This window comes from Geodermatophilus dictyosporus (genome assembly GCF_900115505.1).
Lineage (GTDB): Bacteria > Actinomycetota > Actinomycetes > Mycobacteriales > Geodermatophilaceae > Geodermatophilus > Geodermatophilus dictyosporus.
Map to the genome: position 1 here is coordinate 389669 of NZ_FOWQ01000003.1, position 25355 is coordinate 415023.

Here is a 25355-nt window from a genome sequence, read left to right on the forward strand (position 1 = left end):
CGCCCGGACGCCGGTGAGCGGGCCGCCGCCGGCGGTCGCGGCCGTCCGCGGCGCCGTCCGCCCGGGCCTGCGGGCCTCGGCGCAGCCGGTGCTGGTGGCCGTCAGCGGGGGAGCGGACTCCCTCGCGCTGGCCGCCGCGGTGGCCTTCGAGGCGCCGCGCGCCGACGTGCCGGCCGGCGCGGTGACCGTCGACCACGGCCTGCAGGCCGGCTCCGCCGCCCGCGCCGCCGCCACCGCCGACCTCGTCCGCGGCCTCGGCCTGGACCCCGTGCTCGTGCTGCCCGCCGACGTCGGGACCGGCGGCGGCCCCGAGGGCGCGGCCCGCACCGCGCGCTACGCCGCGCTGGACGGTGCCGCGGCCGCCCGCGGCGCGCGCGTCGCCCTCGGCCACACGCTCGACGACCAGGCCGAGACGGTGCTGCTGGGGCTGGGCCGGGGCTCGGGCCCGCGGTCGCTGGCCGGCATGGTGGCGCACCGCCCGCCGTACTGGCGGCCGCTGCTCGCCGTCCGTCGGTCGACCACCCGCGAGGCGTGCGCCGCGCTGGGCCTGCCGGTGTGGGACGACCCGTGGAACACCGACCCCGCCCACCGCCGCTCCCGGCTGCGGGCCGAGGCCCTGCCGCTGCTGGAGGACGTCCTCGGCGGCGGGGTGGCCGGGGCCCTGGCCCGGACGGCGGGCCTGCTGCGCGAGGACCTCGACGCCCTCGACGCCCTGGCCGACGCCGAGCGCGCCCGCCTGCTGGACGACGGCGGGCTGCCCGCCGCGGAGCTCGCCGCGCTGCCCGCCGCGCTGCGCCGCCGGGTGCTGCGCGGCTGGCTGCGCGCGGCCGGCGTCCCCGACCTCGCGCTGGTCCACCTCACCGCCGTCGACGCGCTGCTCACCGGGTGGCGGGGCCAGGGACCGGTGACCCTGCCGGGCGGTGCGGAGGCGCTGCGGACGTCTGGCAGGCTGGTGCTGCGGCCCGCCGGCTGCCGGGGCGCGACCGCCCGGCCGGCCGCCGACCCCCGCCCGGTCCCCCAGCCCGAGGAGCAGCACCCGTGAGCGAGACCGCGTCGGCCGAGGCCGCGTCCACCGAGGCCGAGTCCTCCGGGGCCGAGTCCACCGGGGCCGCGTCCACCGCGGCGGTGCCCGGCGGCCTGGGCCCCGACCACGGCTACGGCCCCGACATCCACCACGTGCTCCTGTCCGAGCAGCAGATCCAGGACAAGATCACCGAGCTGGCCGCGCAGGTCGCCCGCGACTACGCCGGCCGGGAGGTCCTGCTGGTCGGCGTCCTCAAGGGCGCGGTGCTGTTCATGAGCGACTTCGCCCGGGCCCTGCAGCTGCCCACCCAGATGGAGTTCATGGCCGTCTCCTCCTACGGCAGCTCCACGAGCTCCTCCGGTGTCGTCCGCATCCTCAAGGACCTCGACCGCGACATCTCCGACCGGCACGTGCTGGTGCTCGAGGACATCATCGACTCCGGCCTGACCCTGTCGTGGCTGCTGAAGAACCTGGGCAGCCGGCGGCCGGCGTCGCTGGAGGTGTGCGCGCTGCTGCGCAAGCCCGACGCGATCAAGGTCGAGGTGCCGGTGCGCTACGTCGGCTTCGACATCCCCAACGAGTTCGTCGTCGGCTACGGCCTGGACTACGCCGAGCGCTACCGCGACCTGCCCTACATCGGGACGCTCAAGCCCGAGGTCTACTCGGACTGATCCCGGCCCGTCCCCCTGCGTCGCCGGGCCACCCGCGCGGGTGGCGCGGCGGCGACCGCCCAGCTCGCGGACAGGGGGTCCACAGGCGTCCCGGTGTACCGTCGGGCGCAACGACGCTGGACCGCGCGAGGGTGTCCGCCCGGCTCGCGCGGCGCGTCACCCGGACGATCAGGAGGGTCGACGGGCCAGGCCGGAGCCCTCCGGCCGCCCGGCATCGGTGTATGGAACGCAAGAAGATCTTCCGCTCCGTGTGGTTCTGGGTCGTCCTCGTCGTCCTGGTGGCCCTCGGCCTGTCCTCGTTCCTCGGCGGCGGCTCGGACTACAAGACGGTCGACACCTCCGTCGCGCTGCAGCAGATCGAGGACGGCAACGTCTCCTCGGTCACGATCAACGACAAGGAGCAGACCCTCGACCTCGACCTGGTCGACCCGGTCGACGGCGAGGAGCAGATCAGCGCCGCCTACCCCGTCGGTGCGTCCGACGACGTCTTCGACCTGGTCTCGGGCGCCGGTGACGCCGAGGGTGTCGACTTCACCACCAACGTCACGCAGGACAGCGTCTTCGTCAGCGTCCTGATCAGCTTCCTGCCCTTCCTCATCCTGCTGCTGCTGCTGTTCTGGCTGTTCAACTCCATGCAGGGCGGCGGCCGGGGCGTCATGGCCTTCGGCAAGTCCAAGGCCAAGCAGATCACCAAGGACAGCCCCAAGACGACCTTCGCCGACGTCGCCGGCGCCGACGAGGCCATCGAGGAGCTGCAGGAGATCAAGGACTTCCTGCAGAACCCGGTGAAGTTCCAGGCCGTCGGCGCCAAGATCCCCAAGGGCGTGCTGCTGTTCGGCCCGCCCGGGACCGGCAAGACCCTGCTCGCCCGCGCGGTGGCCGGCGAGGCGGGCGTGCCGTTCTTCTCGATCTCCGGTTCGGACTTCGTCGAGATGTTCGTCGGCGTCGGCGCCAGCCGCGTGCGCGACCTGTTCGAGCAGGCCAAGACCAACGCCCCGGCGATCATCTTCGTCGACGAGATCGACGCCGTCGGTCGGCACCGCGGAGCCGGCATGGGCGGCGGGCACGACGAGCGCGAGCAGACGCTCAACCAGATGCTCGTCGAGATGGACGGCTTCGACGTCAAGGGCGGCGTCATCATGATCGCCGCCACCAACCGGCCGGACATCCTCGACCCGGCCCTGCTGCGCCCGGGCCGCTTCGACCGGCAGATCGCCGTCGACCGGCCCGACCTCGAGGGCCGCAAGCAGATCCTCCAGGTGCACGCCAAGGGCAAGCCGCTCGCCCCCGACGTCGACCTGGAGACCGTCGCCCGGCGCACCCCCGGCTTCACCGGCGCGGACCTGGCCAACGTGCTCAACGAGGGCGCGCTGCTCACCGCCCGGCAGAACTCCTCGGTCATCACCGACGCCGTCCTCGAGGAGGCGATCGACCGCGTCATCGCCGGTCCCGAGCGCAAGACGCGGGCGATGAGCGAGAAGGAGAAGAAGGTCACCGCCTACCACGAGGGCGGGCACGCCCTGGTGGCGCACGCACTGCCCAACCTGGACCCGGTGCACAAGGTGACGATCCTGCCGCGCGGCCGCTCGCTCGGGCACACGCTCGTGCTGCCGACCGAGGACAAGTACACCCAGACCCGCTCGGAGATGATCGACACCCTCGCCTACGCCCTCGGCGGGCGGGCGGCCGAGGAGCTGGTGTTCCACGAGCCGACCACCGGTGCCGGCAACGACATCGAGAAGGCCACCTCGATGGCCCGCGCGATGGTCACCCAGTACGGCATGAGCGCCAAGCTCGGCGCGGTGAAGTACGGCAGCACCGACTCCGAGCCGTTCCTCGGCCGGGACATGGGCTCGCGGCCGGACTACTCCGAGGCCGTCGCCGCCGACATCGACGCCGAGGTGCGCGCGCTCATCGAGGCCGCCCACGACGAGGCGTGGGAGATCCTGGTGGAGTACCGGGGGGTGCTCGACGCGCTCGTCCTCGAGCTCATGGAGAAGGAGACCCTCTCCAAGGAGGACATGGCCCGCATCTGCGCGCCGGTCACCAAGCGGCCCTCGCTGGCGCCCTACAACGGCTTCGGCAAGCGGACGCCGTCCGACCAGCCGCCGGTGCTGACCCCGGCCGAGGCCGCGGCCCAGGCCAACGGCAACGGGCACGCCCACGGCGCCAGCCTGGTCAAGGGCGGGAGCACCGCCGTGGGCGACGTCGGCGCACCCGTCCAGCGGTGAACGAGCTCCTCGAGGAGCCGGAGGGCGAGGTCCGCGCCGACTTCTCACGGGTCGACACGGCGCGGGCCGAGGCCGCCGTCCGCGAGCTGCTGCTCGCGGTGGGGGAGGACCCCGACCGGCCGGGCCTGAGGAACACCCCCGGCCGGGTGGCGCGCGCCTACGCCGAGACCTTCGCCGGCCTCTGGCAGGACCCCGGGGAGATCCTCGCGACGGTCTTCGACGAGGACCACGACGAGCTTGTGCTGGTCAAGGACATCCCGATGTACTCGACCTGCGAGCACCACCTGGTGCCCTTCCACGGCGCCGCGCACGTCGGGTACATCCCCGGGGAGGACGGCCGGGTGACCGGGCTGTCGAAGATCGCCCGGCTGGTCGACGTCTACGCCCGGCGGCCGCAGGTGCAGGAGCGGATGACCCGGCAGATCGCCGACGCCCTCGCCGAGCACCTCCAGCCGCGCGGCGTCCTCGTCGTCATCGAGGCCGAGCACCTGTGCATGGGCATGCGCGGCATCCGCAAGCCCGGCTCGACCACGGTCACCTCGGCGGTGCGCGGCATCTTCCGCGACAACGCCGCCACCCGCGCCGAGGCCATGGGCCTCGTGCTGGGCCGGTGACCGCCACCGTCCTCCCGCGGCCGGGGCGCTGCGTGGTGATGGGCGTCCTGAACGTCACCCCCGACTCGTTCTCCGACGGCGGGTGCTTCGCCGACGCGCCCACCGCGATCGCGCACGGGCTGGCGCTGCACGCGGCCGGCGCCGACTACGTCGACGTCGGGGGTGAGTCCACCCGCCCGGGCGCCGACCGCGTCGACGCCGACGAGGAGTGCCGCCGGGTGGTGCCGGTCGTCCGCGAGCTGTCGGCCGCCGGCGTGCGCACCAGCGTCGACACCACCCGCGCCGAGGTCGCCGAGGCGGCGCTCGCCGCCGGCGCGGTCCTGGTCAACGACGTCAGCGGCGGGCTCGCCGACAAGAACATGGCCGACCTGGTCGCCGAGGCCGGCGTCCCCTGGGTGCTCATGCACTGGCGCGGCCACAGCCGCGAGATGTACGCCGCCGCCCGGTACGGCGACGTCGTCACCGAGGTGTGCGCCGAGCTCACCGCCCGGGTGGAGGACGTCGTCGCCGCCGGCGTCGACCCGGGGCAGCTGGTGGTCGACCCCGGGCTGGGCTTCGCCAAGCGCGCCGAGCACAACTGGGCGCTGCTGGCCGGCCTCGACCGGCTGATCGCCCTCGGGCTGCCGGTGCTGGTCGGCGCCTCCCGCAAGACCTTCCTCGGCCGGCTGCTCGCCGGGCCGGACGCCGCGCCGCGGCCGGCCGAGCAGCGCGACGCCGCCACCCTCGCCACCACGGTGCTCGCCGCCGAGGCCGGCGCCTGGGGCGTGCGGGTGCACGACGCCGCCTCCTCGGTGGACGCGGTGCGCACCGTGGAGGCCGTGCGCGCCGCGCGGGGGGCCCGCCGTGGCTGACGCCCGGCCCGACCGGATCGCCGTCCGCGGGCTGACCGCGCACGCCCACCACGGCGTCTACGGCTTCGAGCGCGAGAACGGGCAGACGTTCTCCGTCGACGCCGTCCTCGAGGTCGACACCGCACCGGCGGCCGCCACCGACGACCTCGCGCTGACGGTCGACTACGCCGAGCTCGCCCAGCGGCTGCACGCCGTCCTCACCGGGGAGCCGGTCGACCTGCTGGAGACGCTCTGCCGGCGGCTGGCCGACGTCTGCCTGGCCGACCCGCTGGTGCAGGCCGCGGAGATCACCGTGCACAAGCCGCAGGCCGATCTCGGCGTCCCCTTCGACGACGTCACCGTCACCATCCGCCGGGAGAAGGCGGGAGGACCTGCCTCCACCCACGGCTCGCAGGCCCGCCGCGGGCCCCTGGGGCAGGCCGACGAGGCGCGGGATGCCGATGGCTAGGGCCGTGCTGTCGCTCGGCGCCAACCTCGGCGACCGGGCCGGTGCCCTCCGCGGCGCGATCGAGGCGCTGAAGGACGACGGCCTGGTGGCCCGCTCGGTGCTCTACGAGACCCCGCCGTGGGGCCCGGTCGAGCAGCCTCCCTACCTCAACGCGGTCGTCGTCGTCCGCGGCGACCGCGACGCCGCCGGGTGGCTGGCCCGCGCGCACGAGCTCGAGCAGGCCGCCGGGCGCACCCGCGAGGTGCGCTGGGGTGCCCGGACGCTCGACGTCGACGTCGTCACGGTCACCGGCGACGACGGCGCCCCCGTGCTCTCCGACGACCCGGCACTCACCCTGCCGCACCCGCGGGCGCACGAGCGGGCCTTCGTGCTGGTCCCGTGGCTGTCGCTGGACCCGACCGCCGTCCTGCCCGGACGAGGCCGCGTGGCTGACCTGGTCGCCGCGCTGCCCCCCGAGGACGTCGCCGCGGTCGCGAGGTGGGAGCACCTGCAGTGAGGCCGGTGAACCGGCGGGACCTCCTCGTCGTCGGGGCCGGGCTGGCGCTGGCGGCGTGGCTGGTCGTGCGCGTCGCCTACGGCAGCCTGCCGCCGCTGCGCTGGTGGCTGCCGGTGCCGCTGGCGCTGCTCGCCGTCGCCGAGGCGCTCGGTGCCCGCACCCTGCGCACACGGCTGGCCGCCGAGCGGGCCGCCCGCCGCGGCGACACCCGCCCGCGGGGCGGGGAGCCGGCGGCCCCGCTGGTCCGCCCGGTCGAGCCGATGCTGGTGGCCCGGCTGGCGGTGCTCGCACAGGCCAGCGCCTTCGTCGGGGCGGCCGTCGCCGGCGTGTGGGCCGGGGTGCTGCTGCACGTGGCGCCCGCGGTGTCGCGGCTCGAGGCCGCGGGTGGCGACACGGTCACCGCGGTCATCGGCGTGGTCTGCGCGGCCGCGCTCACCGCCGCCGCGCTGTGGCTCGAGTCGGTGTGCCGCGTGCCGCCGTCACAGCGCGACGACGGGCGCCCCGGGAACGGCGTCCGCGCCTAGCGCCGGGTCTCAGCGCGCCGGTACCGCGGCGCCGGCGGTCTCGGGGGCCGTGCCGTCCACCGAGCGGCGCAGTGCCCGGTGCAGCGACTCGGGCGTGAGCACCCCGAGGAACACCTCACCGTCGAGCACCGCGACCCAGCCGGCCTCGTGCTGCAGCATCGTGGAGAACGCCGTCTTCAGGCTGGCCTCCGCCGGCACCCACGCGTCCATCCGGTGCGCCGCCGACCCGACGGTGCCCGCGCCGGCGGCCCGGTCGGCCGACAGCCAGCCGTGCAGGTGGCCGTCGTCGTCGAGGACCACCGCCCAGCGCGCCCCGGTGACCTGCAGCGAAGCGCGCGCGTCGGCCAGCCCGTCGGCGACGTGCACCAGCGGCGGTCGCTCGAGGTCGTCGACCGAGATGCCGGTGACCGCCAGCCGCTTGAGGCCCCGGTCGGCGCCGACGAAGTCGGCGACGAAGGCGTTGGCCGGGCGGCCCAGCAGCTCCGCGGGCGGCGCGAACTGCTCGACCCGCCCGCCGGAGCTCATCACGGCGATCCGGTCGCCGAGCCGCACGGCCTCCTCGATGTCGTGGGTGACGAAGACGATCGTCTTGCGCACCGTCTCCTGCAGCCGGAGGAACTCCCCCTGCAGCCGCTCGCGCACCACCGGGTCGACGGCGGAGAACGGCTCGTCCATCAGCAGGACCGAGGGGTCGGCGGCCAGCGCCCGGGCCACCCCGGCGCGCTGGCGCTGGCCGCCGGAGAGCTGACTGGGGTAGCGGTCGCCGTGGACGGCGGGGTCGAGGCCGACGGTGGCCAGCAGCTCGTCCACCCGGGCCCGGGTGCGGCGCCGGTCCCAGCCCAGCAGCCGCGGCACCGTGGCCACGTTCGCCCGCACCGTCTGGTGGGGGAACAGGCCGACGTTCTGGATGACGTAGCCGATGCGGCGGCGCAGCCGGTCGGCGTCGACCCGGGTCACGTCCTCGCCGCCGAGCAGGATCCGCCCCGTCGTCGGCTCGATGACCCGGTTGATCATCTTCATCGTGGTGGTCTTGCCGCAGCCCGAGGGGCCGACCAGGACCGACAGCTCGCCCGCGGCGAAGGTCAGGTCCAGCCGCTCGACACCGACCGTGCCGTCGGCGTAGGTCTTGCCGACCCCCTCGAGCCGGATCTCCTGCGCGGTGCCCTCCGCACCACGCGCGGCAGTAGCGTCCACGGGGTGACCTCCCTGGGTGCGCGCCCTCTGCTGGACGCGGTGAGCGACCCCCCGGTGGGGCGGCTCGCGGTGGACGAGGCCCCGAACCCGTGGTTCGACCCGTCCTACGTGACCGACAACTGGGACTCCATCCTGGCCTACACCGGCGAGCACGTGCGGCTGACGGTGCTCGCGGTGGTGATCGGGGCGGTGCTCGCGCTGCCGCTGGCACTGCTCGCCCGGCGCAGCCGGTACCTGTCCGCGCCGGTCCTCGGCCTGTCCACGGTCGTGTACACGATCCCGTCGCTGGCGATGTTCGCGCTGTTGGTGCCCTTCACCGGGCTGTCGTCGAACACCGTGCTCATCGGCCTGGTCGCGTACTCGCTGGTCATCCTGGTGCGCAACTTCCTGGCCGGGCTGCAGGGCGTGCCCGCCGACGTCCGCGAGGCGGCCCGGGGGATGGGGCTGTCCCCGGCCCAGGCCCTCTGGCGGGTGGACCTGCCGCTGGCGCTACCGGCGTTCATGGCCGGGCTGCGGATCGCCACGGTGTCCACGGTGGCGCTGACGACCGTCGGCGTCCTCGTGGGCCACGGCGGGCTCGGGCAGCTGATCACCGGCGGGTTCGCGGCGAACTTCTACCGCGCCGAGATCGTCACCGGGGCGGTCGGGTGCGTGCTCCTGGCGCTGCTGGCCGACGTCCTGCTGGCCGGCGTCGAGCGGGCGCTGACGCCCTGGGCCCGGGCGGTGGGCTCGTGAGCGAGCTCGCGAGCTCACGCAGGAGCAGAGCGACGACGGGCACGAGACCGACGAGCGCCAGCGAGGAGGGGGAGTGAACGAGTTCTCTCGGGCGCTGCTCTACCTCAACGACCCGTTCAACTGGACCCGCCCCAGCGGCATCACCGACCTGGCGCTGGAGCACCTGGCCATCTCCGCGGTGGCCGTGCTGGCCGCGGCGGTGCTCGCGCTGCCGGTGGGCGTCGCCCTGGGGACGGCGCGGCGCGGCGCGGGCCTGGTCGTCGTCCTGTCGAACGTCAGCCGGGCGGTGCCCACGCTGGCGCTGCTCACCCTGTTCGCCGTCAGCCCCATCGGCTTCGGCAACCGGGCCACGACGATCGCGCTGGCGGTCTTCGCCGTCCCGCCGATCCTGACCAACACCTTCGTCGGGTTCCGCGGCGTCGACCCCGAGGTGCGCGAGGCCGCCCGCGGCATGGGGATGAGCCGCGGCCAGGTGCTCGGCCGGGTCGAGCTGCCGCTGGCCCTCCCGCTGGTGGCGACCGGCATCCGCACCGCCGCGGTGCAGGTGGTGGCCACGGCCGGGCTGGCCGCGCTCGTCGGCGGCGGCGGGCTGGGCCGGCTGATCAACCTCGGCTTCGGCCAGCAGGACTACGGCGTCATGATCGCCGGCGCGATCCTGGTCGCCGGCCTCGCCCTGCTCACCGAGGCGGTGCTCGCGATGCTGTCCTGGGCGCTCACCCCCGGACCGCGCCGGTTGCCGTTCCTGCAGGTCAGCGCCCCGAAGGGGGGCAGTTCGGTTCCGGAACCGACGGCGAGCGGCGTGCCGCTGTGAGGCAGGTCCCGACCCGGAGCCGGGCTCGGTAACGACCCCGCAACACATCCGTGCCGCGATTGCCCAGCCGTGGACTGCGGGGGTTGCATGTCCCGCGCGGGGAACCCCGCCAGACACGCGTCGCGGCCGCCCGCCGCACGGGACACAGAAGGCGGACACATGCGTCAGCCACGCGCACTGACCCCACTCCTGCTGGCCGGGTTGCTGCTCACCGCTGCCTGTGGCGAGTCCGGGTCCTCCGGCACGGGCGGCTCCACCGGCACCAGCGGCTCGGCCGCGTCCGGCGACGCCTGCGCCCCCGTGGCCGGCGACCAGCTCGTCGTCCTCGAGGACGACCAGCAGCTGCAGAACGCCGACAACATCGTCCCGGCGGTCACCTCGGCCACCGCCGCGGCCAACCCGGCGCTCATCCCGGCGCTGGACGCCGTCTCGGCCGCGCTGACCACCGACCAGCTCATCGAGATGAACGCCGCGGTGGACCTCGAGCGGCAGAGCGCCGAGGACGTCGCGGCCGCCTGGGTCGAGGACAGCGGCGTCACCGACGGCCTCGAGCAGGGCAGCGGGCCGATCGTCGTGGGTGCGGGCAACTTCACCGAGTCCACGATCCTGGCCAACGTCTACGCCGGGGTCCTCGACGCGGCGGGCTTCGACGCCTCGGTGCGCGAGGTCGGCAACCGCGACCTGTACCTCCCGGCGCTGATCTCCGGCGCGGACCTGCAGGTCTTCCCCGAGTACCTGGCCACCGTGACCGAGGCGCTCAACGCCCAGGTCAACGGCCCGAACCCGACGCCGATCGCCAGCGGTGACGCGCAGGCCACCCGCGACGCGCTGCAGCCGCTGGCCGACCAGGTGGGACTGACCTTCGGCACGCCCTCGGAGGCCGCCGACCAGAACGCCTTCGCGGTGACGCAGGAGTTCGCCGACCGGCTCGAGGTGACCACCCTCTCCGAGCTGGCCGACGCCTGCGGCGACGGCTCGCTGGTCCTGGGCGGCCCGGCCGAGTGCCCGAGCCGGCCGTTCTGCCAACCCGGCCTCGAGGAGACCTACGGCCTGCAGTTCGCCGAGTTCCGCGAGTTCGACGCCGGCGGCCCCGCGACCAAGGCCGCCATCACCCAGGGCGAGGTCTCGATGGGCCTGGTATTCAGCTCCGACGGCGCCCTCGCCCGAGGCTGAGGCCGCTCCGGCACGCACGACGACTGCGTGCCGGAGCCGGGGGCTTGCTCACCGTTACCCTGAGGCCATGCGGGGAGGAGTGGACACGGTGGCCCGACGACCTCCCGACCCCGCCGGCTCGCCCCGGCTGCGCACCGCCGGGCTGGTCCTCGGCTCCCTGCTGGCCGTCGCCGCCACCGCCGTGGTCTTCCTGACCGAGGACGCCCGGGTGCTGCGGATCACCGTCGTCGCCGTCGCCTGGGCCTGCCTGCTCGCCGCGGTGGCCGCCGGTCGCCGGTCCGCCCGGGACGCCGACGCCGCGCCCCCCACCGCTCCCGACACCACCGCCCTCGAGGCGGAGCTGCGCCGCGCCTACGACGCCGAGCTCGAGCGCGAGGTCGCCGCCCGTCAGCGCTACGAGCTGGAGCTGGAGAACGAGGTCCGGCGAGAGGCCGAGCAGTCGATGCGCCGCGAGCTCGACGCGCTGCGGAGCGAGCTGGCCGGGCTGCGCGAGGGACTGTCCGGCATCGCCGCGCTGCGCGCGGAGGTCGCCGCCGTCGGCGCCCTGCGGGCCGACCTGGCCGGGCTCACCGCACTGCGTGCCGACCTGGCGGAGATCGGCGGCCTGCGCGCCGACGTCGGCCGGCTGCGCGCGGAGCTCACCGAGCAGCTGACCGGGGAGATGCGCGTCGAGCGGCTGGTCATGCGCACCCAGTCGGTGCGGACGCCGGCCGGCCGCGAGCCGCTGGAGCCGGCTCCTCCCGCCTGGGGCGGCGAGCTCGACACCGGCTGGGCGGCGCAGGTCCCCGCGGCGACCGTCGTCGCCCCCGCCGTGGCGCGCGAGCCCGAGCCGCCCGCCCGGCCGCTGCCGCTCCCGCCGGTGCCCGTGCCGGTGCACGCGGAGCCGGCCGGGTCCCCGCGCGAGTGGCCGGCCGCGCGCGGACCGCTCGACCCGGCCGACGCCGCGCCGCGCCGCCGCCACACCGACCCCGCGGGCGCGTCCGCCCCGCAGCCCGCCGAGCAGCTCACCGTCGAGCGGCCCACGGTGCACACCGCCGCGGCCGGCCACGCCGCGCCGTCCTGGGCCGCGCCGTCGCCGGCGGCGGAGGTCGACGACGTCGGCTCGGCGAGGCTGGCGCAGATCCTCGCCGAGAGCGGTGTCCGGCCCGGCGGCCGCCGCCACCGGTACCGCGACTAGGACGGGCCGCGGGAGAGCGCGCCGCCGTCGAGCACCAGCGTCTGGCCGGTGACCCAGCCGGCCCCGAGCAGGTAGGCCGCGGCCTCGCCGACGTCCTCGGGCTCACCGAGCCGCCCCGCCGGGTAGGCGCGGGCGGCCTCCTCCTCGCGGCCCTCGTACAGCGCACCGGCGAAGCGGGTCTTCACCACCGCCGGCGCCACCCCGTTGACCGTCACCCGCGGCCCGAGCTCCACGGCCAGCTGGGTGACCAGGTTGACCAGCGCGGCCTTGCTCACGCCGTAGCCACCGATCATCGGCGAGGCCTTGAGCCCGGCCACCGAGGCGACGACGAGCACCGAGCCGCCGTGCTCGCTCATCCAGGCCCGCCAGGCCTCCTGCACCAGCCCGAGGGTGCCCACGACGTTGGTGTCGAGGATCTTGCGGAAGGCGTCGAGGTCGAGGTCGACCATCGGCCCGTAGACCGGGTTGATCCCGACGTTGCCCACCAGGTGGTCCAGGCTGCCGAACCGCTCGACCGCGGTGCGCACCGCCTCGGCGCGGTGGGCGGGGTCCCCGGCGTGGCCCGGCACGCCCACGGCCACCTCGGGGCCGCCGAGCGCGGTGACCGCCTCCTCGAGGGCCTCGGCCTTGCGGGCCGTGAGCACCACGCGCGCGCCCCGGTCCACCAGGCTGCGCGCGATCGCCAGGCCGATGCCGCGGCTGCCGCCGGTGACCAGTGCGGTCCGTCCCTCGAACGTGCCCACGACACTCCTCCGTCCCGCCGGCTCCGGTGCCGGACGTGCCGCCGCCCACCGTAGGGAAGGTGCGGAACGGCGCCGTCCCCACCCCGGCGGGGAGTGACCCACTCCACACGGCGGATCCGTTGCAGCGTGGCGGAGGGGGTCCGACACTCGCGTTCGGCACCCGTCCGCGTGGCACACCCGGCCGCAGCGGACGCGCGCCGGCGCACCGCACCACAGGCACGACCGCACCACCGGCACGACCGCACCACCGGCACGACCGCACCACCGGCACGACCGCACCACCGGCACGACCGCACCACCGCCGGCCGCCGACGACGGTGGCCGGACCCGAGTCCGGTACCCGCCAGGGACTGGAACGAGAGGTGTCCCGATGCCTGCTGCCCGCAGGAACTCCCGCGCGGCCGGTCTCCCGCCCGCCGACCACGCTCCCGCCCGCCTCCGCGTCGGCGTCATCGGCGCCGGCCGCGTCGGCGCGGTCCTAGGCGCCGCCCTCGCCGCCGCCGGCCACGACGTCGCCGCCGCCTCCGGCCTGTCCGCCGCCTCCGCCGCGCGCGCCGCCCGCCTGCTGCCCGGCGTCCCCCTGCTCCCCGCCGACGAGGTCGTCGCCGCAGCGGACCTCGTCGTCCTCGCCGTGCCCGACGACACCCTGGCCGGGCTGGTCGCCGGTCTGGCCGGCACCGGCACCTGGCGGGCCGGCCAGCTGGCCTTCCACACCTCCGGCGCGCACGGCCTGGCCGTGCTCGCCCCGGCCGAGCGCGCCGGCGTGCTGCCGCTGGCGCTGCACCCGGCGATGACCTTCACCGGCGCCCCCGAGGACGCCGACCGGCTGGCGGGCGCCCCCTTCGGCGTCACCAGCCGGCCCGCGCACCGCGCCGTCGCCGAGACCCTGGTGCTGGAGATGGGCGGCGAGCCCTCCTTCGTGGCCGAGGAGGACCGGCGGCTCTACCACGCCGCGCTGGTCACCGGGGCCAACCACCTGGTCACGCTGGTGGCCGAGGCCGCGGACCTGCTGCGCTCCGCCGGCGTCGGTGACCCGGCCCGGGTGCTCACCCCGCTGCTCACCGCCGCGCTGGACAACGGCCTGCGCCGCGGTGACCGCGGGCTCACCGGCCCGGTCAGCCGCGGCGACGTCGGCACCGTGGCCGACCACCTCGAGACGCTGACCGAGCGGGCGCCCGAGTCGGTCGCGGCCTACGTCGCGATGGCCCAGCGGACCACCGAGCGGGCGCTGGCCTCCGGCCGGCTCCGGCGGCACGAGGGCGCGCCGCTGCTCGACCTGCTCTACGAGGCCGCCGACCCGGCCGGCTCCCGGTGAGCGCGCCTTCCGTGCCGGCGGTCGCGCGGACCACCGCCGAGCTGGCCCGGTTGCGCGCCGCGCTGCCCGGCCCGGTCGCGCTCGTGCCCACCATGGGCGCCCTGCACGAGGGACACCGCACCCTCGTCCGCACCGCCCGCGAGCGCGCCGGCAGCGTCGTCGTCTCGGTGTTCGTCAACCCGACCCAGTTCGGCCCCGGCGAGGACCTCGACCGCTACCCCCGCACCTGGGACGACGACCTCGCCGCGCTGACCGAGGAGGGTGCCGACGTCGTCTTCCACCCGCCGGTCGAGGAGGTCTACCCGCCGGGCGCGCTCGGCGTGACCGTCGACCCGGGCCCGCGGGGGTCGGTCCTCGAGGGCGCGGTACGGCCCGGGCACTTCACCGGTGTGCTGACCGTCGTCGCCAAGCTCCTCGGCCTCACCCGGCCCGACCTGGCGTACTTCGGCGAGAAGGACTACCAGCAGCTCACGCTCGTCCGCGCGATGGTGCGCGAGCTGGCGCTGCCGCCGGTGGTCGTCGGGGTCCCCACCGTCCGCGAGGACGACGGCCTGGCGCTGTCCTCCCGCAATCGCTGGCTCTCGCCCGGGCAGCGGGCCACCGCGGCCACGATCTCCCGCGCGCTGCGCGCCGGCGCCGGCGCCGGCCCGCGGGGTGCCGACGCCGTCCTGGCCGCGGCCGGTGCGGTGCTGGACACCGCCCCGGAGCTCGTCCCCGACTACCTCGCGCTCACCGACCCCGACCTCGGGCCCGCACCGGTCGCCGGTCCCGCCCGGCTGCTCGTCGCCGCACGCGCCGGCAGCACCCGACTCCTCGACAACACCGCCGTCCTGCTGGGAGGCCCCCGATGATGCGCACGATGCTCAAGTCCAAGATCCACCGAGCGACGGTGACCCAGGCCGACCTGCACTACGTGGGCTCGGTGACCGTCGACGAGGACCTGCTCGACGCCGCCGACCTGATCCCCGGCGAGCAGGTCGCGATCGTCGACGTCACCAACGGCGCGCGGCTGGAGACCTACGTCATCCCGGGCGAGCGGGGCAGCGGCGTCATCGGCATCAACGGCGCCGCCGCGCACCTGGTGCACCCCGGCGACCTGGTGATCCTCATCGGCTACGGCCTGATGGACGACGCCGAGGCGAAGTCCGCCATCCCGAGGGTCGTGCACGTCGACGCCGCCAACCGCGTCGTCGAGCTCGGCGGGGACCCCTCGGCCCCGGTGCCCGGCGCGCCGGACGTGCGGCGCAGCGACCGGGGCGTGCCGGTCCGGTGACCCTGACGACGCCGGCCCGCACCGGCCTGCCCACCCGACTGGCCGCCCCGGCGCCGGGCTGGGAGCTGGCCGCCGACGTCTGCGTCGTCGGCTCCGGCGTCGCGGGGCTGTGCGTGGCGCTGCACGCGCGGGCGGCCGGCCTGTCGGTCGCCGTCGTCACGAAGGTCCGGGTCGACGACGGGTCGACCCGCTGGGCGCAGGGCGGCATCGCGGCCGTCCTCGACCCCGTCGACACCGCGGAGGCCCACGCCCGCGACACCGAGGTCGCGGGCGTGGGCCTGTGCGAGCCCGCCGCCGTCCGCGCCCTGGTGACCGAGGGGCCGGCGCGGCTGCACCAGCTCATCGACTGGGGCGCCGGCTTCGACCGGGACCCCGCCGGGGCGCTGCTGCTCACCCGGGAGGGCGGCCACTCGGCCGACCGGATCGTGCACGCCGGCGGGGACGCGACCGGAGCCGAGGTCATGCGCGCGCTGTGCGCAGCCGTGCACGCCGACCCCGGCGTCACCCTCGTCGAGCACGCGATGGTGCTCGACCTGCTCACCGACGCCGGCGGCCGCGCCGCCGGCGTCACGCTGCACGTGCTCGGCGAGGGTTCCGAGGACGGCGTCGGCGCCGTGCGCGCCCGCGCCGTCGTCCTCGCCACCGGCGGCATGGGCCAGGTCTACGCCGCGACGACCAACCCCGCGGTGTCCACCGGGGACGGCGTGGCGCTCGGCCTGCGCGCCGGGGCGGTGGCCACCGACCTGGAGTTCGTCCAGTTCCACCCGACGTCGCTGTACCTGGGCCCCGGCGCCCGCGGGCAGCAGCCGCTGGTCAGCGAGGCGCTGCGCGGCGAGGGCGCGGTGCTGCGCGACGGCGCGGGGGAGCGGTTCATGGTGGGCGCGCACCCGCTGGCCGAGCTCGCCCCGCGCGACGTCGTCGCCAAGGGCATCACCCGCGTGCAGCTGCGCGACGGCGTCGACCACGTCTGGCTCGACGCCCGAGGGGTGCCCGACCTCGCGCGCCGCTTCCCGACCATCGTGGCCAGCTGCCGCGCCGCCGGCGTCGACCCGGTCACCGACCTGGTGCCCGTGACGCCGGCCGCCCACTACGCCTCCGGCGGCCTGGTCACCGACCTCGCCGGGCGCACCACCGTGCCCGGCCTCTACGCCTGCGGGGAGGTCGCCTGCACCGGCGTGCACGGCGCCAACCGGCTGGCGTCGAACTCGCTCCTGGAGGGGCTGGTGTTCGCCGCGCGCATCGGCGCGGAGCTGGCCCGCGGCCTGCCGCCGTCCGCGCCGGTCCGCGAGGCCGCCCCGGCGACGGCGGGGCTGCTCGACCCGGCCGGCCGGCGCACGGTCACCGACACGATGTCCGGGCGGGTCGCCGCGCTCCGCTCCGGAACGGGCCTGGCCGAGGCGACCGCCGCGCTGGCGGCGCTGGCGGGCGGGCTGGACGAGGGGCCCGGCGCCGATCCGGGGGTGGCGAGCTGGGAGGCGACCGACCTGCTGACCGTCGCCGGCGCCCTCACCGCCGCGGCCACCGCCCGCGAGGAGACCCGCGGCTGCCACTGGCGGGAGGACCACCCCGACACCGAGGAGGACTGGCGGGTGCACCTAGACGTGCGGCTCGACGACGACGGGGGGCTGCGGCTGACCCGCCGCCCGGTCGGCACGCCGGTGGTGGCGCCGTGGTGAGCGGCGACCCGCGCTCCCTGGAGGGCACCGGCCTGTCCGAGGCGTGGGTCGAGGACCTGGTCGAGCGCACGCTGGCCGAGGACCTCGCCGGCGTGCCCGTGCTGCCCAGCGCACCCGACCTCGCCGTGGCCCTCGACGTCACCAGCGCCGCCACCGTGCCGCCGGCGCAGTACGGCACCGCCGACCTGGTCGCCCGCGCCGACGGCGTGGTCGCCGGCCTCCCGGTGGCCGCCCGCGTGTTCGCCCGCCTCGCGCCCGGCGCCACGCTGACGGCCGGCGCCGCCGACGGCGACCGGGTGTCCCGCGGCGACGTGCTGCTCACGGTGCGCGGCCCGGTGCGGGCGCTGCTGGCCGCCGAGCGCAGCGCCCTCAACATCGCCAGCCGGGCCAGCGGCATCGCCACGGCCACCCGCGCCTGGGTCGACGCCGTCGAGGGCACCGGCGCCGGAGTGCTCGACACCCGCAAGACCACGCCGGGGCTGCGGCCGCTCGAGAAGTACGCGGTGCGCTGCGGCGGCGGGTCGAACAAGCGGATGGGCCTCTACGACGTCGCGATGGTCAAGGACAACCACGTCGCCGCCGCCGGGTCGGTGGCCGCGGCCGTCGCCGCGGTCCGCGAGCGGGCGCCGCGCGTGCCGGTGCAGGTGGAGGCCGACACCCCGGCCCAGGCCGTCGAGGCGGTCGAGGCCGGCGCGGACTTCCTGCTGCTGGACAACATGCCGCCCGCGACGCTGCGCGAGGTGGTGGCGCTGGTCGGCGGCCGCGCGGAGCTCGAGGCCACCGGCGGGCTCACCCTGGCCGTCGCCCGCGAGGTCGCCGCGACCGGGGTCGACTACCTGTCGGTCGGCGCGCTCACCCACTCCTCGCCGATCCTCGACCTCGCGCTCGACCTGCGGGGCTGAGGCGTGCTGCTCACCGTCGACGTCGGCAACAGCCAGACCGTGCTGGCCACCTTCGACGGCGCCCGGCGGGTCGGGTGCTGGCGGGTGACCACGCACGCGCGGGCCACCTCGGACGAGCTGCGGATGCTCTGGCGCGGGCTGCTGCGCGACAGCGAGGTCACCGGCGTCTCGGCCTGCTCGACGGTGCCCGCGCTGCTGCCCGCGCTGCGCCGGCTGCTGGACTCCCTCGAGGTGCCGGTCGTGCTCATCGGCCCCGGCGTGCGCACCGGCGTGCCGCTGCACGTGGACAACCCGCGCGAGGTCGGCGCCGACCGGGTGGTCACCGCGCTGGCCGCGCACGAGCTGTTCGGCCGCTGGCCCGACGGCCGCGGCCGGCCGGTCGTGGTGGTCGACTTCGGCACCTCCACCAACGTCGACGCCGTCGGCCCCGAGGGGCAGTTCCTCGGCGGCGCGCTGGCCCCCGGGGTGGAGGTCAGCCTGGAGGCACTGGCCAGCCGCGCCGCCCAGCTGCGCTCGGTGGAGCTGACCGTCCCGCCCCAGGCGATCGGCAAGAACACCGTCGCGGCGCTGCAGTCGGGGCTGGTGCTCGGCTTCGCCGGCCTGGTCGACGGGCTGGTCGCCCGCATCGCCGCCGAGCTGGTGGGCCAGTTCGGCGCGGCCCCGGTCGTCGTCGCCACCGGGGGGCTGGCGCCGTTGGTCGCCGACAGCTGCCGGTCGATCGGGGAGCGCGAGCCCGACCTCACCGTGCACGGGCTGCGGCTGGCCTTCGAGCGCCACCAGGCCGGCGGCCGCCGCTGACCACCGTCCGGGGGAGGTGGCGCGGCCCACGGCCGTAGGCTCGGGCGCCGTGACCGACGAACCTCCCGGCCAGCCGGACGACGAGCTCCCCGAACAGCTGCGGGTCCGCCGCGGCAAGCTCGACCGGCTGCGCGAGGCCGGCGTCGACCCCTACCCGGTCACGGTCCCGCGGACGACGTCGCTGGCCGACGTCCGGGAGCGGTTCCCCGACCTCGAGCCGGACACCACGACCGGCGAGCGCGTGGGCGTCACCGGCCGGGTGATCTTCAGCCGCAACACCGGGAAGCTCTGCTTCGCGACGCTGCGCGAGGGCGACGCCGAGCTGCAGGTCATGCTCTCCCGCGACCGCGTGGGCGCCGACGCGCTGGACGCCTGGAAGGCCGACGTCGACCTCGGTGACCACGTCGTCGTCGAGGGTGAGGTCGGGACGTCGCGGCGCGGCGAGCTCTCGGTGTTCGCCGACTCCTGGCAGCTGGCGGCCAAGGCGCTGCGGCCGCTGCCGGTGGCGCACAAGCCGATGAGCGAGGAGCTGCGGGTCCGCCGCCGCTACGTCGACCTCATCGTGCGCGACGAGGCCCGCCGCACCGTCCGGCAACGCGCGCAGGTGGTGGCCGCGCTGCGCGCCGGCCTGACCGGCCGCGGCTTCCTCGAGGTCGAGACGCCGATGCTGCAGACCGTGCACGGGGGTGCGGCGGCCCGGCCGTTCCGCACCCACATGAACGCCTTCGACCTCGACCTCTACCTGCGCATCGCCCCGGAGCTGTTCCTCAAGCGCTGCATCGTCGGCGGCCTGGAGCGGGTCTTCGAGATCAACCGCAACTTCCGCAACGAGGGCGCCGACAGCTCGCACTCGCCGGAGTTCGCGATGCTCGAGTTCTACGAGGCCTGGGCCGACTACTCCGACGTCGCGCGCACCACCCGGGAACTGGTCCAGGAGTGCTGCGCGGCGCTGTTCGGCGACCACACCGCCCGCCACCACGACGGCACCGAGGTCGACCTGTCGGGGGAGTGGCCGCAGGTGCCGCTCTACTCGCTGGTCTCCGACGCCGTCGGCGAGCAGGTCACCCCGGAGACGCCGGTCGAGCACCTGCGCGGTCTGGCCGAGCGGCACGACGTCGGCGTCGACCCGGCGTGGCTGCCCGGCAAGGTGGTCGAGGAGCTGTTCGAGGCGCTGGTGCAGCACTCGCTGCAGGCCCCGACGTTCGTCGTCGACTACCCGGTCGACACCTCGCCGCTGACCCGCGCTCACCGCACGACGCCCGGCCTGGCCGAGAAGTGGGACCTCTACATCGGCGGCATCGAGCGGGGCACCGGCTACTCCGAGCTGGTCGACCCGGTCGTGCAGCGCGAGCGGTTCACCCAGCAGGCGCTGCTGGCGGCGGCCGGCGACCCCGAGGCGATGGTGCTCGACGAGGACTTCCTCGAGGCACTCGAGTACGGGATGCCGCCGTGCGGTGGGGTCGGCATGGGCATCGACCGGCTGATGATGACGCTCACCGGTCTGGGAATCCGGGAGACGATCCTGTTCCCATTGGTGCGGCCACTCCCCTGAAACGCGCTGTTCGTGCAATCGCCGCGATTCTCTCCCCCGGAATGGGCGGGTCACTCCACGTGATTGGTGCGTCCGGCCGAATGTGTGGTCGAATGGCCGCAGAGTCCGGAGCAGGCGGACGACAATCCGATACCGGCGCGATGCCGGAGAGTGCGAGGAACAGCGACAATGGCGCGCAAGGTGCAGGTCATCCTCAGTGACGACCTCGACGAGGACCTCCCCGCCGACGAGACGGTGAGCTTCTCCCTCGACGGCACGAGCTACGAGATCGACCTGTCGGAGAAGAACGCCAAGGAACTGCGCGACACCTTCTCCCGGTACGTCCAGGCCGCGCGCAAGGTCGGCCGCGGCGGCGGCCGCGCCTCGGGTTCGGGCCGTTCCCGGGCCACCGGCGGCGGTGGCCGGATGGACCGCGAGCAGGCCGGCGCGATCCGCGACTGGGCCCGCAAGAACGGCCACAACGTCAGCGACCGGGGCCGCATCCCGGCCAGCGTCGTCGACGCCTACGAGGCCGCTCACTGAAGCAGGACCCCCTCGCCCCCCACGCCTCGCTCCGCTCGGGGTGGGCCCTGCGAGGGGGCCGTTCCGGCACGTCACCGGTGGTCCGGCCCCCCCGAGGGGCCGGGCCACCGGCGTCCCCGGGCACCGCGCCGTCCGCTGTCGGCGTAACCGGTCCGGAACACCGTCCGGGCACCATCGGTTGACCAGGACAGCCACCCACCGCACCGCCGGTCGCCACCGACGGGACGGCGTGGTCCGTGACTACAGTGGAAAGACCGGTGCCCCAGCGCGCCGACGGACGTCGGGTGCTCCTCCCCGCTCCTGGGGAGGACAGTGCCGGACCAGCCGGTCAGAGGAGATCAGCAGATGTTCGAACGGTTCACCGACCGAGCCCGTCGGGTGGTCGTCCTGGCCCAGGAAGAGGCCCGGATGCTCAACCACAACTACATCGGCACCGAGCACATCCTCCTGGGCCTGATCCACGAGGGTGAGGGTGTCGCGGCCAAGGCGCTCGAGTCCCTGGGCATCTCGCTCGAGGGTGTCCGCCAGCAGGTCGAGGAGATCATCGGCCAGGGCCAGCAGGCTCCCTCCGGCCACATCCCCTTCACGCCGCGGGCGAAGAAGGTGCTGGAGCTCTCGCTGCGCGAGGCGCTGCAGCTCGGCCACAACTACATCGGCACCGAGCACATCCTGCTCGGCCTCATCCGCGAGGGCGAGGGCGTCGCCGCCCAGGTCCTGGTGAAGCTGGGTGCCGACCTCAACCGCGTCCGCCAGCAGGTCATCCAGCTGCTGTCGGGCTACCAGGGCAAGGAGCCGGCCGCGGCCGGTGGCCCCTCGGAGGGCACGCCGTCGACCTCCCTGGTCCTCGACCAGTTCGGCCGCAACCTGACCCAGGCCGCCCGCGACTCCAAGCTCGACCCGGTCATCGGGCGGGCCAAGGAGATCGAGCGGGTCATGCAGGTCCTCTCGCGGCGGACCAAGAACAACCCCGTCCTCATCGGCGAGCCCGGCGTCGGCAAGACCGCCGTCGTCGAGGGCCTGGCCCAGGCGATCGTCAAGGGCGAGGTGCCCGAGACGCTGAAGGACAAGCAGCTCTACACCCTCGACCTCGGCGCGCTCGTCGCCGGGTCGCGCTACCGCGGTGACTTCGAGGAGCGCCTGAAGAAGGTCCTCAAGGAGATCCGCACCCGCGGCGACATCATCCTGTTCATCGACGAGATCCACACCCTCGTCGGTGCCGGTGCCGCCGAGGGCGCGATCGACGCCGCCAGCATCCTCAAGCCGATGCTGGCCCGCGGTGAGCTGCAGACCATCGGCGCCACCACGCTCGACGAGTACCGCAAGCACCTGGAGAAGGACGCCGCCCTCGAGCGCCGCTTCCAGCCCATCCAGGTCGGCGAGCCGACGCTGCAGCACACCATCGAGATCCTCAAGGGCCTGCGCGACCGCTACGAGGCCCACCACCGGATCAGCATCACCGACGGCGCCCTGGTCGCCGCCGCGACGCTGGCCGACCGCTACATCTCCGACCGCTTCCTGCCCGACAAGGCGATCGACCTGATCGACGAGGCCGGTGCCCGGATGCGGATCAAGCGGATGACCGCGCCGCCGGACCTGCGCGAGTTCGACGACCGGATCGCGACCATCCGTCGCGAGAAGGAGTCGGCGATCGACGCGCAGGACTTCGAGAAGGCCGCGTCGCTGCGCGACAAGGAGAAGCAGCTCCTGGGCGAGAAGGCCGAGCGCGAGAAGGCGTGGAAGGCCGGCGACATGGACGTCGTCGCCGAGGTCGACGACGAGCAGATCGCCGAGGTGCTGGCCAACTGGACCGGCATCCCCGTCTTCAAGCTCACCGAGGAGGAGACGACCCGGCTGCTGCGCATGGAGGACGAGCTCCACAAGCGCATCATCGGCCAGGAAGAGGCCATCAAGAGCGTCAGCCAGGCGATCCGGCGCACCCGCGCGGGCCTCAAGGACCCGCGTCGCCCCGGTGGCTCGTTCATCTTCGCCGGCCCCTCCGGTGTCGGTAAGACCGAGCTCGCCAAGGCGCTCGCGCAGTTCCTCTTCGGCGAGGACGACGCCCTCATCCAGATCGACATGGGCGAGTTCCACGACCGGTTCACCGTGTCGCGGCTCGTCGGTGCCCCTCCCGGCTACGTCGGTTACGACGAGGGTGGCCAGCTGACCGAGAAGGTGCGGCGCAAGCCGTTCTCGGTGGTCCTCTTCGACGAGATCGAGAAGGCGCACGCGGACGTGTTCAACACGCTGCTGCAGGTGCTGGAGGACGGCCGGCTCACCGACGGTCAGGGCCGGATCGTGGACTTCAAGAACACGATCCTGATCCTCACGACCAACCTCGGGACGCGGGACATCTCCAAGGCCGTGGGTCTGGGCTTCCAGGTCGGCAACGACACCCAGTCGAACTACGAGCGGATGAAGCTCAAGGTCAACGAGGAGCTCAAGCAGCACTTCCGGCCGGAGTTCCTCAACCGCATCGACGACATCGTCGTGTTCCACCAGCTGACCGAGGACGAGATCATCGAGATCGTCGACCTCATGGTCGCCCGCGTCGAGGGCCAGCTGGCGAACAAGGACATGTCGCTGGAGATCACGCAGGACGCCAAGAAGCTCCTGGCGCACCGCGGGTTCGACCCGGTGCTGGGTGCCCGGCCGCTGCGCCGGACCATCCAGCGCGAGATCGAGGACGCGCTGTCGGAGAAGATCCTCTACGGGGAGCTGACCGCCGGTCAGATCATCGTGGTGGACGTCGAGGGCGAGGGTCCGACCGCGACCTTCACCTTCCGCGGCGAGGCCAAGCCGATCGACCTGCCCGACACCCCGCCGGTCGCCCTCACCGTGGGCGACGACGAGGACGGCCAGGGCGGCACCACGTCCCTGGAGAAGAAGTAGTCCCACACCGCACCACCGACGAGGGCCGTCTCCCGCACCGCGGGGGCGGCCCTCGCCGCGTTCAGGCGGGGAGGGCGAACCGGCCGTCCGCGGTCTGCTCGACCAGTCCGTCGGCCAGCAGCGAGTCCAGGCAGCGGCCGCGCTGGACGGCCTCGCCCCAGGCGTCGTCGAGGGCGGAGGCCGGCACCGGGCCCTCGGCGCCCCGCAGGACGTCGAGCAGCCGGCCGCGCACCTGGCGGTCGGTCCCGGCGAAGCGCTGCACCCGCCGGGGTGGCCCGTCGGCGGCGGGGCTCCCCGCCAGCCGCCAGGCGCAGCGGTCGCGCACCGGGCACACCGCGCAGCGCGGCGTCCGGGCCACGCACACCAGCGCCCCCAGCTCCATGGCCGCCACCGAGAAGCGCACCGCGCGGTCCCGGTCGGCCGGCGCCAGCGCCGCGACGTCGGCGAGGTCGGCGGCGCGGGCGGTCCCGGCCTCCGCACGGCCGTGCACGAGCCGGGCCACCACCCGGCGCACGTTGGTGTCCACCACCGGCTGCGGCCGGCCGTGGCCGAAGCAGGCCACCGCCCGAGCGGTGTAGGTGCCGATGCCCGGCAGCGCCTCCAGGGCCGCCACGTCGGCGGGGACGGCGCCCCCGTGCCGCTCCACGAGTGCGACGGCGGTCTCCCGGAGCCGCAGCGCCCGGCGCGGGTAGCCGAGCTTGCCCCACGCGCGGATCACCTCCGCCGGCGAGGCCGCGGCCAGGTCGGCCGGCGTGGGCCACCGGGCCACCCAGGCGTGCCAGACCGGCTCGACGCGGGCCACCGGTGTCTGCTGCAGCATCACCTCGCTGACCAGCACCGCCCACGGGTCCACCCCGGGCCGCCGCCACGGCAGGTCGCGCGCGGCGGTGTCGTACCAGTCGACCAGGGTGTCCCCGATCCCGGAGGCCGGCACGGCGGGGTCGTCCACGAGGGTCCAGTGTGCCTGCCCGGCGCCGCGGCGTGCCGCGGAGGAGGGGGCGCCGGCCGCCGACTACGGTCCTGTCCGTGCTGCACCCGGTCGGGCCCCTGCCGGCCGCCGTCTACTGGCGACGGCGGCTCCTGGTGCTGGTGCTCCTGCTCGCCGTCCTCGGCGGGGGCGGGTGGCTCGGCGTGGCCCTGCTGGGCGGGTCGGACGGCGACGCCGCGGCCGCCGAGGCGACGGCCACGACCACCGCCGCGCAGCCGCCCGCCCTCGACCGCGTCGTCCCCTCGCTGGCCAGCGTGCGCACCCCCACGCCGCCGCCCAGTGCCGCCCCGGAGCCGGCCGCGCCGTCGACCCCGGCGCAGGAGGCCGGTGCGCCGTGCAGTGACGACGTCATCGCCCTCGAGGTCCGCACCCCCGGCTCGGTGCCCGCGGGATCCCAGCCGGTCCTCGAGCTCGTCGTCACCAACACCTCGGCCGTGCCCTGCACGCGCGTGCTGGACCAGGAACTGCAGGAGATCGTGCTGCTCGACGCGGCCGGTGCGCGGCTGTGGGGCAGCAACGACTGCTTCCCCGAGCAGAGCGACGACACCCGCACCCTGGCGCCCGGCGAGCAGGTGGTCTTCCCGCTCACCTGGGGCGGGCTGACCAGCGAGCCGACGTGCACCGCGGAGCGCGTGCCGGTCGGACCGGGGGAGTACGTGCTGCGCGCCCGGCTGGACACCGAGACCAGCCCCGACGCGGCGCTCCAGGTGGTGTAGCCGGCCCCCTTGCAGGGGCCCGCCCCGAGCGT

The 25355-nt window shown here is 75.4% G+C and carries 25 protein-coding genes; 22 read left to right on the forward strand and 3 right to left on the reverse strand.

All coding sequences use genetic code 11. The features are described from left to right. The first annotated feature begins 13 nt into the window (after positions 1–13). The 8 genes from tilS to BMZ33_RS09150 all read left to right on the forward strand — a co-directional run bounded on the left by tilS (position 14) and on the right by BMZ33_RS09150 (position 6859). The gene (gene tilS / locus BMZ33_RS09115; protein WP_091109234.1) at positions 14–1042 is read left to right on the forward strand and encodes a tRNA lysidine(34) synthetase TilS; all 1029 of its coding nucleotides are present in this window, start codon (positions 14–16) and stop codon (positions 1040–1042) included. Continuing rightward, positions 1039–1695: a hypoxanthine phosphoribosyltransferase gene (gene hpt / locus BMZ33_RS09120; RefSeq protein WP_169064090.1), complete on the forward strand. Its 657-nt coding sequence runs from the start codon at positions 1039–1041 to the stop codon at positions 1693–1695. Before tilS ends, hpt begins: the two co-directional genes overlap by 4 nt. Positions 1696–1916: 221 nt before the next feature. Beyond that, positions 1917–3926 carry an ATP-dependent zinc metalloprotease FtsH gene (gene ftsH, locus BMZ33_RS09125; RefSeq protein WP_091109235.1) on the forward strand — a complete coding sequence of 670 codons (2010 nt, stop codon included), beginning with the start codon at positions 1917–1919 and terminating at the stop codon, positions 3924–3926. After that, positions 3923–4540 (forward strand): GTP cyclohydrolase I FolE, encoded by a 618-nt coding sequence (folE, locus tag BMZ33_RS09130; protein ID WP_091109236.1) that lies wholly within the window; start codon positions 3923–3925, stop codon positions 4538–4540. Before ftsH ends, folE begins: the two co-directional genes overlap by 4 nt. Continuing rightward, entirely contained in the window at positions 4537–5391 is an 855-nt protein-coding gene (folP, locus tag BMZ33_RS09135) for a dihydropteroate synthase (protein ID WP_169064091.1), read from the forward strand. Before folE ends, folP begins: the two co-directional genes overlap by 4 nt. Further along, complete coding sequence (gene folB, locus BMZ33_RS09140; protein ID WP_091109237.1) at positions 5384–5839, forward strand: dihydroneopterin aldolase; 456 nt, start codon at positions 5384–5386, stop codon at positions 5837–5839. Before folP ends, folB begins: the two co-directional genes overlap by 8 nt. Then, positions 5826–6335: a 2-amino-4-hydroxy-6-hydroxymethyldihydropteridine diphosphokinase gene (folK, locus tag BMZ33_RS09145; RefSeq protein ID WP_169064092.1), complete on the forward strand. Its 510-nt coding sequence runs from the start codon at positions 5826–5828 to the stop codon at positions 6333–6335. Before folB ends, folK begins: the two co-directional genes overlap by 14 nt. 5 nt (positions 6336–6340) lie before the next feature. Then, positions 6341–6859 (forward strand): DUF3180 domain-containing protein, encoded by a 519-nt coding sequence (locus tag BMZ33_RS09150; RefSeq protein ID WP_169064093.1) that lies wholly within the window; start codon positions 6341–6343, stop codon positions 6857–6859. Between the two features lie 9 nt (positions 6860–6868). Here BMZ33_RS09150 and BMZ33_RS09155 read toward each other — a convergent pair whose 3' ends face one another. Next, on the reverse strand, positions 6869–8053 hold the full coding sequence (locus tag BMZ33_RS09155) for an ABC transporter ATP-binding protein (protein WP_169064094.1): 1185 nt from the start codon (positions 8051–8053) through the stop codon (positions 6869–6871). A gap of 39 nt (positions 8054–8092) precedes the next feature. On the opposite strand from BMZ33_RS09155, the gene BMZ33_RS09160 reads away from it, so the two are divergent. The 4 genes from BMZ33_RS09160 (at position 8093) to BMZ33_RS09175 (ending at position 11949) form a co-directional block, all read left to right on the forward strand. Beyond that, positions 8093–8788 carry an ABC transporter permease gene (locus BMZ33_RS09160; protein ID WP_169064095.1) on the forward strand — a complete coding sequence of 232 codons (696 nt, stop codon included), beginning with the start codon at positions 8093–8095 and terminating at the stop codon, positions 8786–8788. Positions 8789–8861: 73 nt separating this feature from the next. Continuing rightward, positions 8862–9599 carry an ABC transporter permease gene (locus BMZ33_RS09165; protein ID WP_091109239.1) on the forward strand — a complete coding sequence of 246 codons (738 nt, stop codon included), beginning with the start codon at positions 8862–8864 and terminating at the stop codon, positions 9597–9599. Between the two features lie 159 nt (positions 9600–9758). Further along, on the forward strand, positions 9759–10772 hold the full coding sequence (locus BMZ33_RS09170; protein ID WP_091109240.1) for a glycine betaine ABC transporter substrate-binding protein: 1014 nt from the start codon (positions 9759–9761) through the stop codon (positions 10770–10772). Between the two features lie 67 nt (positions 10773–10839). After that, entirely contained in the window at positions 10840–11949 is a 1110-nt protein-coding gene (locus BMZ33_RS09175) for a DUF6779 domain-containing protein (RefSeq protein WP_136697251.1), read from the forward strand. Here the strand turns inward: BMZ33_RS09175 and BMZ33_RS09180 are convergent. Further along, on the reverse strand, positions 11946–12692 hold the full coding sequence (locus BMZ33_RS09180; RefSeq protein WP_091109242.1) for an SDR family oxidoreductase: 747 nt from the start codon (positions 12690–12692) through the stop codon (positions 11946–11948). The two genes, BMZ33_RS09175 and BMZ33_RS09180, sit on opposite strands and share 4 nt — an antisense overlap. Positions 12693–13062: 370 nt before the next feature. Here BMZ33_RS09180 and BMZ33_RS09185 point away from each other — a divergent pair, with 370 nt between their 5' ends. The 9 genes from BMZ33_RS09185 to BMZ33_RS09225 all read left to right on the forward strand — a co-directional run bounded on the left by BMZ33_RS09185 (position 13063) and on the right by BMZ33_RS09225 (position 23619). Further along, positions 13063–14007, forward strand: a complete 945-nt coding sequence (locus BMZ33_RS09185; RefSeq protein WP_091109243.1) for a Rossmann-like and DUF2520 domain-containing protein — start codon at positions 13063–13065, stop codon at positions 14005–14007. Continuing rightward, positions 14004–14858, forward strand: a complete 855-nt coding sequence (panC, locus tag BMZ33_RS09190; protein ID WP_169064096.1) for a pantoate--beta-alanine ligase — start codon at positions 14004–14006, stop codon at positions 14856–14858. Before BMZ33_RS09185 ends, panC begins: the two co-directional genes overlap by 4 nt. Further along, positions 14855–15280 (forward strand): aspartate 1-decarboxylase, encoded by a 426-nt coding sequence (panD, locus tag BMZ33_RS09195; RefSeq protein ID WP_091109245.1) that lies wholly within the window; start codon positions 14855–14857, stop codon positions 15278–15280. Before panC ends, panD begins: the two co-directional genes overlap by 4 nt. Further along, positions 15277–16956, forward strand: coding sequence for an L-aspartate oxidase (locus tag BMZ33_RS09200; protein ID WP_169064097.1), 1680 nt, complete (start codon positions 15277–15279; stop codon positions 16954–16956). Before panD ends, BMZ33_RS09200 begins: the two co-directional genes overlap by 4 nt. Continuing rightward, positions 16953–17858 carry a carboxylating nicotinate-nucleotide diphosphorylase gene (gene nadC / locus BMZ33_RS09205; protein WP_169064098.1) on the forward strand — a complete coding sequence of 302 codons (906 nt, stop codon included), beginning with the start codon at positions 16953–16955 and terminating at the stop codon, positions 17856–17858. The genes BMZ33_RS09200 and nadC overlap by 4 nt, the downstream gene beginning before the upstream one ends. A 3-nt stretch (positions 17859–17861) precedes the next feature. Further along, positions 17862–18656, forward strand: a complete 795-nt coding sequence (locus tag BMZ33_RS09210; protein ID WP_091109246.1) for a type III pantothenate kinase — start codon at positions 17862–17864, stop codon at positions 18654–18656. Positions 18657–18705: 49 nt separating this feature from the next. After that, complete coding sequence (gene lysS, locus BMZ33_RS09215; protein ID WP_091109247.1) at positions 18706–20208, forward strand: lysine--tRNA ligase; 1503 nt, start codon at positions 18706–18708, stop codon at positions 20206–20208. A 168-nt stretch (positions 20209–20376) separates the two neighbouring features. After that, the gene (locus BMZ33_RS09220) at positions 20377–20730 is read left to right on the forward strand and encodes a histone-like nucleoid-structuring protein Lsr2 (RefSeq protein WP_091109248.1); all 354 of its coding nucleotides are present in this window, start codon (positions 20377–20379) and stop codon (positions 20728–20730) included. Between the two features lie 345 nt (positions 20731–21075). Then, the gene (locus tag BMZ33_RS09225; RefSeq protein ID WP_091109249.1) at positions 21076–23619 is read left to right on the forward strand and encodes an ATP-dependent Clp protease ATP-binding subunit; all 2544 of its coding nucleotides are present in this window, start codon (positions 21076–21078) and stop codon (positions 23617–23619) included. Between the two features lie 61 nt (positions 23620–23680). On the opposite strand, the gene BMZ33_RS09230 is transcribed toward BMZ33_RS09225, so the two are convergent. Continuing rightward, on the reverse strand, positions 23681–24568 hold the full coding sequence (locus tag BMZ33_RS09230) for an HhH-GPD family protein (protein ID WP_091109250.1): 888 nt from the start codon (positions 24566–24568) through the stop codon (positions 23681–23683). A gap of 77 nt (positions 24569–24645) precedes the next feature. On the opposite strand from BMZ33_RS09230, the gene BMZ33_RS09235 reads away from it, so the two are divergent. Further along, positions 24646–25323 (forward strand): MucR family transcriptional regulator, encoded by a 678-nt coding sequence (locus BMZ33_RS09235; RefSeq protein WP_091109251.1) that lies wholly within the window; start codon positions 24646–24648, stop codon positions 25321–25323. Positions 25324–25355: the final 32 nt, after the last annotated feature.